General features: G+C 40.1%; 13 protein-coding genes. 3 read left to right on the top strand and 10 right to left on the bottom strand.

Annotated features, from left to right (window positions below; translation table 11 throughout):
* Positions 1–209: 209 nt before the first annotated feature.
* The 3 genes from AC25Y5_RS16525 to AC25Y5_RS16515 all read right to left on the bottom strand — a co-directional run bounded on the left by AC25Y5_RS16525 (position 210) and on the right by AC25Y5_RS16515 (position 3,104).
* Positions 210–1,523, bottom strand: coding sequence for an NtaA/DmoA family FMN-dependent monooxygenase (locus AC25Y5_RS16525; RefSeq protein ID WP_488141260.1), 1,314 nt, complete (start codon positions 1,521–1,523; stop codon positions 210–212).
* A 49-nt stretch (positions 1,524–1,572) separates the two neighbouring features.
* Entirely contained in the window at positions 1,573–2,610 is a 1,038-nt protein-coding gene (locus AC25Y5_RS16520) for an LLM class flavin-dependent oxidoreductase (protein ID WP_488141259.1), read from the bottom strand.
* A 77-nt stretch (positions 2,611–2,687) separates the two neighbouring features.
* The gene (locus AC25Y5_RS16515) at positions 2,688–3,104 is read right to left on the bottom strand and encodes a MarR family winged helix-turn-helix transcriptional regulator (RefSeq protein ID WP_488141258.1); all 417 of its coding nucleotides are present in this window, start codon (positions 3,102–3,104) and stop codon (positions 2,688–2,690) included.
* 267 nt (positions 3,105–3,371) lie between these two features.
* Between AC25Y5_RS16515 and AC25Y5_RS16510 the strand changes: the two genes are divergently transcribed.
* Complete coding sequence (locus AC25Y5_RS16510) at positions 3,372–5,354, top strand: methyl-accepting chemotaxis protein (protein WP_488141257.1); 1,983 nt, start codon at positions 3,372–3,374, stop codon at positions 5,352–5,354.
* A 488-nt stretch (positions 5,355–5,842) separates the two neighbouring features.
* On the opposite strand, the gene AC25Y5_RS16505 is transcribed toward AC25Y5_RS16510, so the two are convergent.
* Both AC25Y5_RS16505 and AC25Y5_RS16500 read right to left on the bottom strand, forming a co-directional pair.
* Positions 5,843–7,555: a GMC family oxidoreductase gene (locus tag AC25Y5_RS16505; protein WP_488141256.1), complete on the bottom strand. Its 1,713-nt coding sequence runs from the start codon at positions 7,553–7,555 to the stop codon at positions 5,843–5,845.
* Between the two features lie 74 nt (positions 7,556–7,629).
* Complete coding sequence (locus AC25Y5_RS16500) at positions 7,630–8,376, bottom strand: gluconate 2-dehydrogenase subunit 3 family protein (protein ID WP_488141255.1); 747 nt, start codon at positions 8,374–8,376, stop codon at positions 7,630–7,632.
* Positions 8,377–8,878: 502 nt separating this feature from the next.
* Here AC25Y5_RS16500 and AC25Y5_RS16495 point away from each other — a divergent pair.
* Entirely contained in the window at positions 8,879–11,011 is a 2,133-nt protein-coding gene (locus AC25Y5_RS16495; protein WP_488141254.1) for a type IA DNA topoisomerase, read from the top strand.
* A 57-nt stretch (positions 11,012–11,068) separates the two neighbouring features.
* Here the strand turns inward: AC25Y5_RS16495 and AC25Y5_RS16490 are convergent, their stop codons facing one another.
* The 5 genes from AC25Y5_RS16490 to AC25Y5_RS16470 form a co-directional block, all read right to left on the bottom strand.
* Complete coding sequence (locus AC25Y5_RS16490) at positions 11,069–13,189, bottom strand: MMPL family transporter (RefSeq protein WP_488141253.1); 2,121 nt, start codon at positions 13,187–13,189, stop codon at positions 11,069–11,071.
* Positions 13,189–13,587 (bottom strand): hypothetical protein, encoded by a 399-nt coding sequence (locus AC25Y5_RS16485; RefSeq protein WP_488141252.1) that lies wholly within the window; start codon positions 13,585–13,587, stop codon positions 13,189–13,191. The genes AC25Y5_RS16490 and AC25Y5_RS16485 overlap by 1 nt, the downstream gene beginning before the upstream one ends.
* A gap of 75 nt (positions 13,588–13,662) precedes the next feature.
* A complete protein-coding gene (locus tag AC25Y5_RS16480) occupies positions 13,663–15,042 on the bottom strand; it encodes a HAMP domain-containing sensor histidine kinase (RefSeq protein ID WP_488141251.1) in 1,380 nt (459 codons plus the stop codon).
* Positions 15,039–15,713 carry a response regulator transcription factor gene (locus AC25Y5_RS16475; RefSeq protein WP_488141298.1) on the bottom strand — a complete coding sequence of 225 codons (675 nt, stop codon included), beginning with the start codon at positions 15,711–15,713 and terminating at the stop codon, positions 15,039–15,041. Before AC25Y5_RS16475 ends, AC25Y5_RS16480 begins: the two co-directional genes overlap by 4 nt.
* A complete protein-coding gene (locus tag AC25Y5_RS16470) occupies positions 15,713–16,540 on the bottom strand; it encodes a YihY/virulence factor BrkB family protein (RefSeq protein ID WP_488141250.1) in 828 nt (275 codons plus the stop codon). Before AC25Y5_RS16470 ends, AC25Y5_RS16475 begins: the two co-directional genes overlap by 1 nt.
* Positions 16,541–16,769: 229 nt before the next feature.
* On the opposite strand from AC25Y5_RS16470, the gene AC25Y5_RS16465 reads away from it, so the two are divergent.
* Positions 16,770–17,390 carry a hypothetical protein gene (locus AC25Y5_RS16465; RefSeq protein WP_488141249.1) on the top strand — a complete coding sequence of 207 codons (621 nt, stop codon included), beginning with the start codon at positions 16,770–16,772 and terminating at the stop codon, positions 17,388–17,390.
* Positions 17,391–17,914: the final 524 nt, after the last annotated feature.

Below are 17,914 nucleotides of genomic sequence, written 5' to 3'. Positions count from 1 at the left end.
ATGAATTCGAGGCAAATATCAACTCATTTGTTTCAGTTTGCTTCCGATGCCAGTCCACCATACACTATGAAAAAATTTCTAGAATAAGCAAATGCTATCATTGTAGATGTTGTCAGCTCAATTATTTTTGTACCTTTTTCATTTTACGATATGTATGAGTAGTTTCCCAATCATGCTGAGCTTGTAAAATAAGTAGTTACTATCTTTTATTAGAACCCGTACTGGTATGATACACCCATATGGTCGCGTAACGTAGTGCCCTCGTAATCATCATGAAACAGTCCGCGTTTTTGTAGAATAGGAATCACATGGTCGACAAAATCAGAAACGCCGTCAAAGCTGACATCCGGTTGAATAGCAAAACCGTCGCAAGCTCCCGCAACAAACCATTGCTCCATGAAATCCGCTACTTGCTCAGGTGTCCCTGCAATAACAGGATGGTAATTAATGACCCCATGCGCCAACACATCACGAACCGTCATACCACTTCGTGCCAGTTCAAGCGCATAGACTGATCTTGGATCCTCAGAATTCGCATATGTACGCTTCAGCAAGTCTTCCGATACAGGAAGATCAATGTCATCGATTGACAGCGGTACCCCGATCATATGACCAAGATAACCAACTCTCCCTGGTAAATCGATAGACTGATCAAGTTGTTTGCGTCGTTCCAATGCTTCTCGTTCTGTTGATGCAATCGAAGGAATAATCCCTGGCAACAACTTTATCTCGTTAGGATTTCGCCCGAAGCTAGTTACACTCTGCCGTACCATGGCCCGGTGAGTCATCGCAGAAGGAATGTCGAAAGGGTTTGCATATACTCCGGACGCGTATCGACCTGCTAGCTCCAATCCCTCACGACCACCACCTGCTTGAAAAATAACGGGCTGTCCCTGCGCAGAAGGTGGTATTGGCAATGGCCCTTGAGAAGACAAGTATTTCCCACCCAAATTAACCGGTTTAATCTTATTCATATCAGCATAATTACCGTTTTTCGTATCAAGTATTAAAGCATCCTCACCCCAGCTCCCCCACAACGCTTGAACAAGTTGGATAAACTCATGCGCCCGCTCATATCGCTCGGTACGACTGGCAACAGTACTGCCGAAATTTGCCGCAGCTGCTTGATTTGATGTTGTTACCGCATTCCATCCTGCACGTCCATTACTAATTACATCTAGTGTTTTGAGCTGACGAGCTACGTTATAAGGTTCATTAAATGTTGTGGATAACGTCGCTACAAGTCCGATGCGTTCAGTCTCTCGTGCAATCACAGCTAATGTCAGCATTGGATCCATTGGAGTTTGCGGTGGCTGATTACTCAAGTCCACTGACAGTACTGGCGTATCTGCTATAAAGAGCATCTGTATCTTCCCTCGTTCAGCAATTTTTGCCAACTCTACGTAGACGTCCATATTTGTATAGGCAGTCGGATCAGCGCCCGGCATTCGCCAAGCACCTGCATCTAAGCCATATCCAGAACCCAATTGCATTGCTAATTGCATTTTTGCATTGCTTTTCAAAACAACCATCTCCTCAGATAAAATCGACGTGCTTTTTGCGATAAATTACTTAGTTAGATGAAAGACCAAACTCTTCTGCCAATAGTCGGTATCCTTTATGTCGATCGACAGTTTCTGTGTAAAAATCCATCATCATGATTTCGTCAACCATTGCTTCTGTAGCAAGGTTTCTTAGTTTCGTTGCAACTTTTTCTACACTACCTATTACAAAACGCGTTTTATTCTCACGTCGTGCTCGTTCCTCCGCTAGAGAATAGACATGAGAACTCGCCTCTTCAAGAGTCGGAATTGGCAGTTCCAATTTCCCTGTTACTAATCGAGCCCAAAACAATTCTACCGGGCCCGCCAAGTACTCCGCCTCCTCGTTGGTCTCAGCCGTAATAACAATTGTCGATAAAATACTTTTAGTCTCAGACATGTACGTAGAGGGTTTAAAGTTTTCGCGATAAGCACGTAACATCGGGACTGCTAAATGAGGTGCAATATGTGCTGCAAAGACAAAGCCCAACCCTTTTTCAACCGCAAACTGCATGCCCCCATCACTTGACCCCAACATGTAAATTGCAGGTAATAATGATTCATCTGCTGTCGGTGTAATTCCACTAAACGGATGATTAGCAGGAAAATTTCGGGAAAAGAATGCAAGTAGCTCATCTAGTTGTTGCGGAAAATCATAAGTAGTTACCGCTTCACGAGAACGTCTTAATGCGTATGCGGTCATTCCATCCGTTCCTGGTGCCCGACCAATTCCCAAGTCGATCCTGCCAGGATTCAAAGCTTCCAATAGCGCAAAGTTTTCGACTACTTTAAGTGGACTATGATTGGGCAACATAATACCACCTGACCCCACACGTATACTTTTCGATTTCGCCGCTACATGAGCACTCAATAAATCAGGAGAAGTACTAATCTGGTTTTTGGCATTATGATGTTCCGCAAACCAGTAGCGAGTATAGCCCAAACTTTCAGCTAGCTGCACAAGCTCAGTTGAATCTAGTAAAGTCTCGTTTGCAGTCTTACCTTGATAAATATTTGCTAGATCTAAAATTGATAATTGTAATTTACTTTGAGTTGCCGAAGTTGACATATGTTCAAAACTCCCTTTTACCTTTAATATTAAGAATTAAGTAGCATGCTAACTAATTGAATAAAAATAGGCTGAGCTTACTTAATATTTTCAGCCATTTTTTTCAGAAGCTTTTTTAAAACGATACGCTCTTCGGATGAAATGCCATCCAATAATTTATCTTGCTGCTTTACCCAAATACGCTCGACAGGATCTTTTATATTGTGACCTTTAGTCGTTAAATAAACCCTGTTGACCCTACCGTCTAACTCATCACGCCGCCGATAAATCAAATCATAACTTTCGAGCGCTTTTACCATATTTGCTACGGTTGGCGGTTCACAGTTCAAACGTTCACTTAACTGGGTCTGTGTAACGCCATCCTCGCTCCAAAGGCGGCACAATAACTGGTCCTGACCAACATGAAGGTTTAGTTCACGCAGCATTTCCGAGTAATTTCTACGCATCTGAGCCGATATTCCATCAAGTATTTCACGAATCTCATCATCAATCAAAAGTTCACCTTCTCATAGAAAAAATTGGATAGCATGCTAACCATATCGAAAACTCATTTTAATATCCAGTAATCTGTTTTATCTCCTATATATAGCGTAGAAAACTTAACCTTCGCTACCTAATGTGATTTCATTGTGAAAAATGACACTTTCTAGTGACAATTACTTATATAGCGATTATTATTAGCTATAGGTATAAAGAAATGAGAAGTTTGAAGAATCACCTATTGATTCGAATCCTTGAACAGATATGAAAGGAATTTTGAAATGAAAACAATATTTAATCCAAACAGCTTAAACAAAAAGTTGCTCGCAATCTTTTTGTCGTTAACAATTATTCCATTAATAATTACAGTTCTCGTGATTTATTATGCAATGGAACAAGGATTTACAAAACTGATTACCAATCAGCAGGAAGAAATGGAGCATACCATTCAAACGCAATTCAACAAGGCTTCCGAAGCCCTCCTTGAGATTACATCGATTTATGCTGCAGATGAAGAACTTGTCTTAGCTTTGCAATCAGGAAAGCGTGATGAACTACTACAAGAGGTCGAGAAAAATTACCCTCGTCTCCAGACGGAACATGGACTTGATGTATTTGAATTCGGAAATACTTCAGGCATTGTTTCGTTACGTGGGCATAATCCAGATAAGCATGGAGATGACAAGAGCGGACTTCCAGCAATTCAATCTGCGTTAGATGGCCAATCGATTTCCGGTTTTGAGTTTGGTTCTAGCGGTCTTTCCGTCCGTGCTTTTGCACCTGTAATCCACAATAATACAGTGATTGGAACCCTACAAACGGGTGTTGACGGTACCTTTCTAAAGGAATTGAACGAGATGTTGCAAGGCGTGACCATTGATTTATATGATAAAAGCGGAACGGTTGTTGTCTCTTCTGAAGAGGAAAATGTCGGGAAGGCCATTGATCATGCTTCAATATTATCTTCTGTTGAGAATGGAGAAGCAATCTCCGAAAGTAATGGCGAACGTCTGAATTCCTATATCCCGATGTATGATCCAACGCAAAGTGTGATTATTGGCGCGATCGGCATCAATCAAGACATATCTGTTATTCAGGATACGAAGCAACAAATTGTGTTAATCGCATTATTTATTACAGTCGCGACATTGTTAGTTGTGCTGTTTGTATCTATTAAGTTCAGTAAAACGATTTCGAATCCAATTAAATATATAGCCGGATTGATGGGGGAACTCTCTAAGGGTGATTTAACAGTTGCAATAAGAGAAAGTAACCGAAATGATGAAATTGGGCAATTAACGGAAGCGATGCAAGTTATGAAAAACACACTTCATGAGACACTTCAACAAGTTGCTGACGCTTCTCTCAGCGTTTCAGCACAAAGTGAAGAATTAACTCAATCAGCAATAGAAGTAAAAACAGGATCGGAACAAATTGCCATGACGATGCAGGAAATTGCATCTGGAACGGAAAAACAAGCAGACAATGCTAGTAGTCTAGCTTATACGATGGGTGTTTTTGCTACAAAAGCACAGGAAACGAGTGAAAAAGGAGGGCAAATACAAACATCCTCTTTAGAAGTACTTGGCCTGACAAATGATGGACAACGATTGATGGCATCTTCAGAGAACCAAATGATGAAAATCGAAGAAATCGTTCAAGAAGCCGTTAGAAAGATGGATCACCTCGACAATCAGACGCAAGAGATATCTAAGTTGGTTTCTGTTATTCAAGAAGTGGCAGCGCAAACGAACCTCCTAGCCTTAAATGCAGCGATTGAAGCTGCAAGAGCTGGAGAACATGGAAAAGGGTTCGCAGTAGTTGCAGATGAAGTAAGAAAGCTTGCAGAACAAGTATCTGTTTCAGTAACGGATATCACAGGTATTGTTAACAATATTCAAACAGAGTCATCCGATGTAACCGAATCGCTTCAAAGCGGCTACAGAGAAGTCGAACAAGGAACACTCCACATTAAAACGACAAGTGACACTTTAGATGAAATTAACGGTGCTGTGACAGAAATGGTCGATAATATTAAATTAATTGCCGAGAACTTATCAGATATTGCAGTAAACAGCCAAACATTGAATAGCTCGATTGAGGAAATTGCGGCAATTTCCGAAGAGTCAGCTGCTGGCGTCGAAGAAACTGCTGCAACAAGCCAACAATCAAGTAGCTCGATGGAAGAAGTAGCAATGGGATCAGAGAAACTATCCGACTTAGCAGATGAGTTACATGAGTTGGTTCGTCAGTTTAAGCTTTGAAATAAGCACTCATCACTTTAAAAAAGAAGTAAAATCCATATTAGTTTCTTTTAAAAACAGAAGTGAAACACTGTTCAGAGAAAAGAAGTCGGCCAGGTTAAATCTTGGTTGACTTCTTTTTTCACATTGTGACAGGTGACAGGAACCTTATCTGCTCACCTATTAGAAAACCTTCTTTGTATAATGTAGCTTAAAAGTGAGCCACCATAGCAGTTGAAAACAAAACCACTTCTTAACAAGTAACCAAATTGTTCGTCAAATATTAATCTTTACCTATCATTCAAGAAGGTATTATTTCATGGATTCCTTACTCTTTTCTATCCCTATTACAATATTTAAAAAAGCACACCAACCCTTTAAAGGGTTGGTGTGCTTCGTAATATGTTCACGAGTACTTAAGTAAAACGAACAGGAACTACCCTTGTTCACTTACTCAGTCAGGTAACAAATTTGTTCCTCGGATTTGAGTCCGATTCTATTTAACACGCTTAGACTAGCATGTTTCCTTCTTTACTATATTTGATGATTCCTTCTGATGCTCGGTAAGCAAGCGCTCCTAAAGTATGAGTCGCATTGTAACCACTTTGGTGAGCATATGCTGATCCACCAACAACGAAAACATTATCCGCTTCCCACATTTGTAGGTAAGAGTTGACAGCAGATGTTTCAGGGTCTGCTCCCATGATAACACCACCTGTATTATGTGTCGCTTGATATTTTGTTATGTCATAATGCTCAAGTGATTGATGCTCAGAGACATGCGTTGCTCCCATTTCTTGCATGATTTTCTTCGTTTGGTCGTTCAGGAATTTACCACGTTTACGGTCCGTTTCCGAAAAATCAAACGTCATGCGAACAAGTGGATTACCGTATACATCTTTATATGTCGGGTCTAAATCCAAATAGTTATTGACATGAGGCATAACTGCGCCATACGTATGAACGTTCAAGTGGCGGTTATAGTATTTTAATGATTGTTTCTTAAAGTCTTTACCCCAGCTTGGTGTACCTGGAGGAACTTGGTTATTCTCAATCGGTCTTTTTCCTGATTGGTTCATGATGATTGCTCCACCATGTATAAAGTCATGATCTGTATGGTCAAAGTTATCACCACTAAAGTTATCTAATGTCGCACCGAGTCCACCTGAACCAATTGCAGTGTTGAATTTACGATCATCAAAGAACCCGTCTGTACCTACGATAATTTGGTAACAATAATTCTTTCCAATTGTACCTTTTTGCGTTTTAGGATCATAGGCAGTACCAAGTTTTGAATTGAGTAACAAACGATTATTATTAAACGTATAACTTGTAATTGCAACAATATCTGCAGGTTGTTCAAATTTCTCACCTGTGCGTGTATCAACATAAATAACCCCTGTTGCTTTTCCACCTTTGTGTAGAATTTCGATAACCTCAGAATATGGGCGAAGGTCAAAATTACCAGTTTTCAATGCTGTTGGAATAACCGTAACGTTTGGACTTGCTTTTGCACCATATTCACAACCGAAACGTTCACAGAATCCGTTCATTTGACAACCAGCTAAATGCTGACCGTCTGGATTTTGATAAGGTTGTGAGTTGTTAGCTGCTGGCATAGTGAAAGGATCCAGTCCCATTTTTTTCGTTGTTTCTTTAAATAAATCAAGCTCAGGACCATTTTTCAATGCCGGATTTGGGAAGGGTTCCGAACGTTTTCCACGAAGAGGTGTCTCGTCAGCAGAAATACCAGCCATTTTATCAAACTTCGTATAATATGGCTCCATTTCATCGTAGGTAATTCCCCAATCCTGAATGAGAAGTCCTTTCGCGATTTTACTCTCGCCATATCTTTCAATCGTTTTTGATCTAATTTCAAAGTCATATGGTAAATAACGGTCCGTCATCCCGTTCCAATGCGTACCTGCTCCTCCAACACCATTTCCTAACATGAAGGATCCATATTGACGCATTGGTAATGCACGTTGACCACCATTATTTCTAAATGTTAACGTTTCTCTCGATAAATCCTGCATCAATTCACCGCGTATTGCATAGCGCAGTTCATCATGTTTCATACCAAAGTTTTCCGTTCCGCGATTTCCACCACGTTCTAATCCGACAACTTTTAAACCAGCTTTACTGGCCTCAGCAGCTATAATTCCGCCTGTCCAGCCTACACCTACCGTTACAACATCTGTTTTAGGTAGTTTTGTAACCATAATGAATAACCCCTCTTCCTGCTGTTCGTATTTTATGAAGCTTTCTTATTCAGCTTCATTATTTTATATAATTATTAGTTTAGTCTGTCATGAAGACTCACTGGTGCAACTTTAATGAATTCATTAGAAGCCACTTGTTCAGCCGAATAAGTCATTTGAACACCAGGATACTCTTTCATCTTCCAACCTTGCATATCCTTGTTCCCACCGTAAAGTGGATCTGCATACGCACCCTCTAAAGTCGCTTTGCGTAATATTTCAAAGAAGAAGCTTGATTTAAGGCCAGGTATTTTCACTTTATCATTTTCAAGAGCTACTAAGATCTCATCCTGCTGTTCGCCATCTAATGCTGTAAATTTCTCTTTAAATGTCGCTTGGCTATGATTCTCAATTGCTTCTATTCCCAAGTCAAAAACCTGATGATATTTTAATTGCGTTTGATAACCTTGAACAGCCTCTCCCGCGTGAAACGGTCCCTGTCTATAATCTTTCGCATTGATTCCCCACTTACCTGCTAATTGGTGATCGATATAATAAGGAACTCCTAAACCAATCGCACCCGGTCCATTTTCATCTTCAGGGAAAATTCGCTCTGTTGCCTGTTCCAGCAATATGAAATCCGCTCGGTTCGTAAAATATTCTAGAGCGTGATCATGCTGCTGTACTTTGGTTGCAACTGGAGAAACTTCTTTAGTTTCTCCCAATTGAGTTCCGAGCAATCCACCTAAAACGCTACCACCAACAACACCACCAGCTACATAACCAGATTTCTTAAGAAAATCTCTGCGAGTAGATTTATTCGCTGTCTTTTTGTCCGCCATCGTTTGCCCCTCCTAATAAACCCCAAAAAAAATAGTGAAAGTTCTATTTTTAATTCATAATAAAAAAAGGGTTTTTATAATCTAGTATTTTTTTATGACACATAACGAGCTATAAGTTTCCGCACAAAAAAACCTATAAACCCATTACCATAAGTTTATATTTTCCGACAAATATTAACATTTTTCGACATTTTTTAAGATAGAAGACCCACTATCTTATTGATCTCTATCTCGAAATGCTCATATAGTATACCACAAAAATCGACTTTTTTCTACCTTTTGTTTACACTAATGTGTTAGATTTTTGTGGTTACTATTTTAATTTGGAGAATAATCTTTTTATATGTTAAGTGTTTTCAATTTTTTTACTTTAACAGAGTTATTAGTTTCTTGGTGAAGATCAACTTGACTCAGTCCAACATTGATTCAATTAGAAAACCACCTTGATTTATGCGATAATGTAAGATAAACATTTAAATCCATAAAGAAAAGGGGTGTTGTCATGAAGCCAGTCATCCTAGCCGAAAAACCAAGCCAAGCAAAAGCGTACGCAGACGCTTTTTCTGTGCGGCGACATGAAGGTTATTTGGAATTATTACCTTCTCCCATATTTTCAGAAGGTGCATACATTACATGGGGAATCGGCCACCTTGTCGAATTGAAGGAACCAAAAGAATATGATCCAAAATGGGCCAAGTGGTCGCTTGCCAGTTTACCAATCTTGCCGGAAAACTATGAGTTTCAAGTCGCAAAAGGAAAAAGCAAGCAGTTCGCCATTGTAAAAAAGCTGATTAAAGGTACTGATACTGTCATTAACGCCTGTGACGTGGACCGTGAAGGATCGAATATCTTCTATAGTATCTATTATCAAACAGGTGCAAAAAACCAGACGATTAAACGGCTTTGGATTAATTCGCTCGAAGTGGATGAAGTGAGGAAAGGATTTGCGAACCTACAAGATAACCGCAAAGACCTTCTCATGTACGAGGAAGCGAAAGCCCGGCAGATTAGTGACTGGCTCGTCGGGATGAATGGTTCTCGCCTTTATTCACTTTTGTTGCAAGCACGTGGAATTCGGGAAGTATTTTCGATTGGCCGTGTCCAATCGCCAACTGTTTACCTTATTTATCAGCGGCAAAAGGAAATTGAAGCATTCATTTCAGAACCATTCTATGAAATCGAAGCAACTTTTACCGCCGTAAATGGAACGTACAAAGGGAAAGCGAAAGCAAAGGAACCGAAAAAGGAAATTATCCAGGACCTACTTGCGAAGCATGACATCCAACCAAATTCACTTGGTGTTGTCACTTCTGTAGAAACAGTTGATAAGCGAACGCCGCCGCCTCAATTACATGCATTGTCTACGCTACAGGCTACAGCAAACCGCTTGTGGAAAATTAGCCCCGCAAATGTATTGAAGACTATGCAAGGACTTTATGAAAAGAAACTTGTAACGTACCCAAGGACGGATTCCCGGTTCATTACACCAAGTGAATTTACCTATCTTGCCGGACAAGTGACTGACTATCAACAACTCATCGGCCACCCTTTCCCTGTCGCATCACTCGCTCCGAAAAAACGGTATGTCGACAGTTCAAAAGTACAGGAACATTACGCTATCATTCCTACGAAGAAAATTCCGTCACAAGGGGTGCTCGCCGGACTATCTACCATCGAGCGCAACTTATACGAAGAAGTTGTCCGAACGACGCTCGCCATGTTCCATACCGACTATCTGTACACTGAAACAAAAGTGACAACGGACGTCAACAAGCTACCTTTCTTCACAACCGGTAAAACAGAACGGGATAAAGGATGGAAAGCATTGTTCGTCCGTTCAACGAAGGAAAACGACAAGGACGAGCCTACGCTTCCGCCACTTATGATGCGCGAACAGGTCGAAAGCGATATCGGTATTAAAGAAGGTAAAACGATGCCGCCTAAGCCTTATACAGAAGGTCAGTTAATCGCGATGATGAAAACTTGCGGGAAACTTGTCGAGGACAAAAAAGAGACCGACATTTTGAAAGAAATAGAAGGACTTGGTACAGAAGCGACTCGAAGCGGAATCATCGAAACGATCAAAAGGCATAACTATATCGACGTAACGAAGAACATTGTTTCCATTACGGATAAAGGGCGTATTCTTTGTCAGGCAATTGAAGGGAATCTGCTTGCAAGTCCCTCCATGACCGCCAAGTGGGAAACCTATTTGCGGAAGATTGGTAACGGTGAAGGAACGCAGGAACGCTTCCTTGGAAGTATTGCAAAGTTCATCTACAGCTTATTGGAAGAAGTACCAGGGCAGTTGAAATCTCAAACGATTGATATAAAACTGATATCCAAGTCCCCTGCTACCCCTGCCATCGTCACGAATGGAATCGTCCCGTGCCCTGCATGTGAAACAGGTACAATCGTTGCGCGGAAAGATTTTTACGGCTGCAGTGCATACGCAAGCGGTTGCAAACAGACTTTCCCCGCTGTTTTTTTAAAGAAAAAACTTTCACCTGCTCAAGTAAAGCTTCTTTGCACAAAAGGGAAAACAAATGTTATCAAAGGCTTCACTTCCAATTCGGATAAAAAGTTCGATGGAACCTTAACATTGGTAAACGGTAAAATATCTATTGAGTTCTAATGTTATGCAAAAAAAGTCACTTCCTGTTTTATTTAGGAAGTGACTTTTTCGACTAATTTAATTCATTTTCCTCGGCCAGAAGCTCCATTTTCCTAACAATATCAGTATCGCTGGAATCAGAAGTGGTCGTACAACGAACGTATCGATAATAATACCAAGTGCCATGATGAACCCAAAGAGCTTAAGTTCGTAAATTGGCATTGTAGCAAGCACCAGGAATGTTGCTGCCAGGACAAGTCCCGCAGAACTGATGACACCTCCTGTTTTATCGACTCCCCTTCTAACCGCATCTTCAAACGGCATTGACTTCATCTCTTCACGTACTCTTGCAATAAGCATGATGGAATAGTCGACGCCGAGTGCAATTAGGAAGACAAACGTGTATAACGGAATTCGGTAACTGATTGCTTCCAGTCCTAAAAAGACGTCGAATAGGAAGAGGGAAAGACCAAGTGTAGCCGCATAGGACAACAGAATTGTGCCCATCATATAAACCGGTGCGATAATCGAACGTGTTTGGAGTCCAAGCATGATCGAAATAAGTACCGTCATGACCGACATAATAACAATCGTATCCCGCTTATTAATATCTCGAATATCCGCATTTTTCGCACTCTCTCCAGCGACAAACAGTTTCGTTTCAGTAAGTTCAGCATCTCTTAAAATCATCTCACTGTTTGCACGGACTTCTTTCACAGCATCCAGTGCTTCTATATCATACGGATTGCCTTTAAATATGATGGAGAATTTAGCACTTTTTCCATCTTCCGAAGAAGGATTTCCTTGAGCAGTAATACTCTCAACGCCTGGTAGTTCTTCAAGCTTCTCAATTGCAACAAGCATTTCTTCCATACCCATTTGTTCTTTCGAAACGAAAAGCAGAGTACTAGGTGCTAAACTTCCTTCAGTAAATGATTCGCCGAGTCGCTCATACCCAATGCGAGAAGACAAATCCTCCGGGAAGGATTCAATTAGATCATACGATTCTTTAATATTGGTCACATTCCACGCTCCGATTAGTAACAGCAATAGAATTGGAACCATAAACATGGCTGGGCGTTTCGTAACTTTAATTGCAACTTTACCCCAAATGGATGCTTTGTCTTCTTGCACTTCTCCATATTTTGGAATGACCGGCCAAAATGCTCTTCTGCCAATCAATGCAAATAGTGCTGGCAACAGCGTAAGTCCTGCAATAAGCATTGCTATAGCTGCAATGGCAAAAGCAGGCGCAAAATTACGGTACGGTTCATAAAGGGCGAAGAATAATGTTGCTACTCCCAATATGATTGTGCTCCCACTAAAGAAAATTGGTTCTTTTACATGACGCATCGTTTCAGTCATTGCATCATTAACCGACTCATATCTTTTTAGCTCTTCACGATAGCGTGAAAAGATTAGCAAAGAGTAGTCTGTAATAACTGCGAATAATAATATTGTCATAATCGACAGTGCCTGGCTATCTACTAAAAACCATTCTGCCTGTGTCGTCAATCCGATTATCTTGTCAACAACGACATACACAATCGCTGCCCCAGCAAGCGGGATTAGTGTCAACAATGGGGATCGATAAATGACCAACAGTAAAACGAGAATTATTCCAACAGTGGATAATAATAAAATGACATCCGCTTTACTAAATAATTCAACTGCATCAGAAGCGATTCCAGCAGGTCCCGTCCATGATACTTCAATACCCTCTTCTATTTTAGGTTCTACATCTTTTTTAATCGATTTAACTAAATTATTTAGTTCCTTACTTTCTAGCTCCCCTGCTAACGTGAGAGGTACGAAAAATGTTTTGCCATCTTCAGAAAGAAATGTTGCCCGAACGTCCGGAGAAAGTTTCGTCAACGGGACTACTGTCACTTCACCTAACGTCGGATCGACTTGAAGTGACTCAAGTGTTTCTGAAAATCCGAAAAGATCCTCGTCTGTTAAACCGTCTTCAGTATGAAAGACAGCAAACAAGGGTAATCCACCATCTGCCGGAAAATACTTTTCAAGATTCCTTTCCGCTATGATTGACTCTGCATCGGCTGGCAATCCACTGTCTTTATTGGCAGTGACAAATTCATTGCCGCCGGGCGCAAAAACAGAAAGAACAATTGCAAGTAAAATCCAGATAGTAGCTGACCATACCCATATTCTTTTTCGGGTTCGTTTTTCATTTGCCATTAACGTTTGCCTTCTTTCTCAGTCATGAATGTAATGACGACAAACAAAGCAAAACTCGTTAACAAGACTGTTCCACCAATTATATAGAAAATAAGTGAGAATGTTGGATTAATGTCAAACGGTTGCATAAATTGTAACCACATCCCAGTCGTCAGACCAATTGCACCAATAATACCAGTCCAACCGTGAACGGAGACGAGTTTTTTAGCTCGTACTTTATAAATCTTGTAAAAAACGCCCCAAGCAAATAGTGACAACCAGCCAACCAATAAAATATGCGCGTGGATTGGACGGAAGGCAGCTGATCCAGAACCCGCCATATGTGAGCCTAATATTGTTCCTATCAACCCGAAAATTGCAGAAACACGAATAAGCCGTAAACTCCATTTTTCTTGCATGCATTATTCCCCCTATGTTGTTGATGTTATACATTTATCTTAGACTTCCTTTATGAACGGAAGATGAACAGGACATTACAACTTCGGAAAATTCATAGTAAAAGTTGTGCCACTCCCTTTACCACAAACTACTTCAATCGTCCCGCCATGTAACTTCACGACTTGCTGGACAATGGACAATCCTAGTCCTGTTCCTCCGGTTTCCTGTGTTCTTGAATGATCTGCCCGATAAAAACGGTCGAAGATGCGCGCCAGTGCTTTTTCCTCAATACCAATCCCGTTATCCCGAATAAGGATTATAACGTGGTCCGTCTCCTCTGCTAATACTATTTCAATCGCTCCGCCAATTTCCGTATACTTCAACGCATTAGATAAAAGGTTCTCCCACACTTTTTCAAGGAAGGCAGGATCACCAGTAAAATGGACCTCTGCGATATCCATGGACAATGTCATTTCCTTTTCCTCTAATAACCATCTATACTTGCGGATTGTCTCCTTCAACTGCACATCCAATTCAAAGGTTTTCATCTCAAGTGGGGATGCTAACTGATCAAGCGAAGTTAGTAGCAACAGCTGTTTCGTTAATGAAGACAAACGTTCCGTTTCTGATTGGATGACAGATGCATAATTTTTTCGCGCCTCTTCCGTTAGCATATTGTCCAAAAGAAGCTCCGCATAACCTTTGATATTAAGCAAGGGTGACTGGAAATCATGCGACACATCGCTTATGAACTCTTTACGTATTCGATCATTTTCACTCAATTTCTCTGTCATTAGCTGAAAACTTTTTGCTAGTTGCCCAATTTCATCTTTTCGGTTAATATCAAGCGTCCCTGTAAACTGTTCATCGCCAACTTTTTTTGTTGCCGCAGTCAGCTCCGTAATTGGATCAATCAGCTTTTTAGCCACAAATAACATTGATAGCAAACTGAAAACAGCCATGACTAAAACCATTCCACCTAAAATATAATGGACTTCTGTGAATAGCATTTTAATATCGGGGCGTAGGAATAGTGCAAACGTTTCGTTGTTATACTTAAACGGAACTCCGACTGTGTTTGCCAACTTATTCGAGAAATAGCCTGTTACAAACGTTTCGCTCGGGAGATCTCTCATCCCATGGTACTCTTCACCATTCATTACCTTATTTATGACTTCGTTTGAAAGTTTTTCTTCTCGAAATCCGTCCCCATACATAGTAGACTCTAGATTTTCATTGACCACATAGAGCTTATATCCGACTGCTGATTGTGTTTCCAAATAATCTTCAAGATCGATATCCTTATTTGACTCAATGAATGACACAATGCTTTTTACAATATTCATATTCTTCTCGTCGTTTTGCCCTTTCAAATGCTGATGGTAATATGTATTGATGGCGAGAAATGCGATGAGCGTACTCACTATCATTATCACCACTGTTGTCGCAATAAACTTCCCGTATAACGATCTCATAGCGATGACACTTCAAGCTTATATCCAATACCCCGCAGAGTAGAGATGGTCACTTCCCCAGTCAGTTTCGCCAGCTTGTCTCGAATCCGTTTAATATGCACGTTCAATGTTTGTTCATCACCTTCATAATCATAACCCCATATCCGTTCAATCAAAGTTTCTCTTGTGAACACATGATTCGGTCGTGATGCTAAAACTGAAAGTAATTCAAACTCTTTTAAAGGAAGAAGGAGTACCTTTTTTTCGACGGAAACTTCATAGCTCTGCCGATTTATTTTCATCGGGCCTGCCTGGATAAACACATCAACCGCCTTGTCGTATCTACGTAAGATTGCATTTATTCTAAATAACAATTCCTTTGGTTCAAATGGTTTTACAACATAATCATCAGAACCCGCAAGAAAACCCTTTTCCTTATCTTCTAATTCCCCTTTGGCTGTCAACAATAGTACCGGAATATCCAGCTCTGCTCTAATTCTTTTTGTCAGCGTGTACCCATCCATACCCGGCATCATTACATCCACCACTGCCAAGTCGGCTAATTCCTCTTCCAGTATCGTTAGCGCCTTAAATCCATCAGACGCCTTCAGAACCGTATAGCCCGCTTGAGACAATTGAATTGACACGAGTTCCAATATATTAGGATCATCATCTACCACAAGTACTTTCATCATGAAACATTCCCTTTCTTTCTACCGTATAACTTATACCATTCCGCGTTTAATAAACCTGATAACAATATGATAACGGCCGTCAAATAAAACCAGATAACAAGTAAGATAATACCCGACAATTGGCCATATAAACGAGTATAGTCAACATTCGAGACGTAGCTTCCAAACACTAGAGAAAATAACTGCCAACCAATAGCAAAGAAAATCGCACCCGGCAGCGCTTCTTTAAATGTAACTTTGCTCGTTGGTACAATTTTGTAAAATAAAAGGAAAAACAGAAGTAAAAAGAGCGTACCCAGCCCCCATTTAACATTTGGCCAAATATAAAGCCAACCTTGCCATTCTTCAATTGTATCGTAGTATGTCACTACTCTGAATAAAGCTTTTTCAATAATTGGAAGAAACAATGATAGTGGGATAACGAGCATAAAAAGGAGTGTGACGCCCAAATCACGGATAAGGACTTTCCAAAATGCATAACGGCGTACATGGCCATTCGCAAGATCAAGTGAACGAGCTAACGACTGTACAGCCATGGAAGTAACCCAAAATGCTGCTATCAGGCTCACATACAATACTTTCCCATGGCCTTTATTTAGAACTGCTCGGACATTGTCTTCTATTACAGTGAATGCCTCAACAGGAGCGAAAGGTCTAAGAAAGGTTATAAGCATTTCTTCATTAACTGGAAATAAGCTAAGCAGGGATAAGATGAAAAGGAAAAATGGAAACATCGACAATAGAAGATAATATGCCGTCTGCGCTGCTTGATCAAAAAAGCGTTCCTTGAAAAAACGACCGATTACATTTTCAATAATCTTCATACGCTTACCTCCCCATTCCAATATACCCTATTCTAAACGAAGCCAATGGATTACCACAAAAATTAAATATGAATATAAAGTTCCAATAGCAGAATTTGATTTATTGGGGTCGACTAATCCATTAAGCCAGTCTAAGGTCAACTGGGCTATTAAAGGATTACTTGAACTGCTTCATTAACTACGGTAGACTATTACTTATAGTAAGGTAAAAACTAGGAGTGATTTGCAAATGGATATCTCTATTACTAAAGCTTTACGTGAACTTAAAACCTTGGATGCACGTATACTAAAAAAAATTAGTGAAACTACTTTTGCGGCTTCAAAAAAACCAAAAGAAACGATTCGCGGCTTCAAAACAATCAACGAGTTCGAAAATGAAGCAAAAGAGAGCTTACAATCCATTAAAGATTTGATTTCTCGTAGAAAACAAATAAAAAAAGCGATTGTTGAATCCAATGCAAAAACAATTGTAGAAGTTTCTGGAGTTAAAATGACGGTTGCTGATGCAATTGAACGTAAGAATTTTATCGAAATAGAGAAATCACTTCTTTTTAAAATGAATAATGACTATGGTCAATCTCAAGTACGTGTAGAAGAAAATAATGAACTTGCCCAAGATAGACTAGACACGCAACTAAATAACATGATTTCTAAAGATGGTAAAACAGACTTAACCGCTGTTGAAGGCTATAAAAAGCTGTTTTGGGAATCTGAGGAAACTAAATTGATTGATCCAATCAATGTAAAAGAACTAACTACGAAAATGGCAATTGATATTGATACTTTCGAAGATGATGTCGATGTAGCACTCAGCGAAATCAATGCGCGTACATTAATAGCTGTTAACTAGTAAATAACCCTTGTGATTTGCTGTTATAGCGAAAAAGAAGAAAGTTTTCCCGTTTGCAGGGTCTGGGTCAAACCCCTGCACTACAATCAACCTAAATAATTGAAAAAAAGCTCAAAGCTAAACGTTTAAACCTAAAAGGTAAACATTCAACTTTCTTAAATTACAAAGTTCAATAATGAGCGATTAACAATCTATAAAATCTCGGGTAACAGGTGTAATGGGATTTAAAACTTCCTTTCTTCTCCTCCGAGCAGCTATGACAGCACAAAAAGAGTGATCCTTAGGGGGTCACTCTTTTTGTTTGAAGTAAATATAAATATATAAGTAGGACGACTTTACTCGGAGAGTAAACATGTCCTTCCCTCACAAGAAGAATCCCCAACTACCCATTGGCGCGCGAGCAATCCAACCTTCGATTATAATTTAATATAAACAACAAAAAAAGCCACTGCCTAAAAGGCAATGACTTTACTTAGAGACCGGCGACGTCCTACTCTCACAGGGGGAAACCCCCAACTACCATC

It is taken from the genome of Sporosarcina sp. Y1011 (assembly GCF_057669885.1).
The sequence above is the reverse complement of the archived record's forward strand: the minus strand, read 5'-3'. Positions and strand labels throughout refer to the sequence as shown.

What these genes read in the sequence shown, in the direction of transcription:
- AC25Y5_RS16500 (WP_488141255.1), bottom strand. Translation starts at nt 8,376, where the DNA reads ATGGCGGACAAAAAGACAGCGAATAAATCTACTCGCAGAGATTTTCTT.
- AC25Y5_RS16470 (WP_488141250.1), bottom strand. Translation starts at nt 16,540, where the DNA reads ATGAAGATTATTGAAAATGTAATCGGTCGTTTTTTCAAGGAACGCTTT.
- AC25Y5_RS16480 (WP_488141251.1), bottom strand. Translation starts at nt 15,042, where the DNA reads ATGAGATCGTTATACGGGAAGTTTATTGCGACAACAGTGGTGATAATG.
- AC25Y5_RS16510 (WP_488141257.1), top strand. Translation starts at nt 3,372, where the DNA reads ATGAAAACAATATTTAATCCAAACAGCTTAAACAAAAAGTTGCTCGCA.
- AC25Y5_RS16465 (WP_488141249.1), top strand. Translation starts at nt 16,770, where the DNA reads ATGGATATCTCTATTACTAAAGCTTTACGTGAACTTAAAACCTTGGAT.
- AC25Y5_RS16485 (WP_488141252.1), bottom strand. Translation starts at nt 13,587, where the DNA reads ATGCAAGAAAAATGGAGTTTACGGCTTATTCGTGTTTCTGCAATTTTC.
- AC25Y5_RS16490 (WP_488141253.1), bottom strand. Translation starts at nt 13,189, where the DNA reads ATGGCAAATGAAAAACGAACCCGAAAAAGAATATGGGTATGGTCAGCT.
- AC25Y5_RS16495 (WP_488141254.1), top strand. Translation starts at nt 8,879, where the DNA reads ATGAAGCCAGTCATCCTAGCCGAAAAACCAAGCCAAGCAAAAGCGTAC.
- AC25Y5_RS16505 (WP_488141256.1), bottom strand. Translation starts at nt 7,555, where the DNA reads ATGGTTACAAAACTACCTAAAACAGATGTTGTAACGGTAGGTGTAGGC.
- AC25Y5_RS16475 (WP_488141298.1), bottom strand. Translation starts at nt 15,713, where the DNA reads ATGAAAGTACTTGTGGTAGATGATGATCCTAATATATTGGAACTCGTG.
- AC25Y5_RS16520 (WP_488141259.1), bottom strand. Translation starts at nt 2,610, where the DNA reads ATGTCAACTTCGGCAACTCAAAGTAAATTACAATTATCAATTTTAGAT.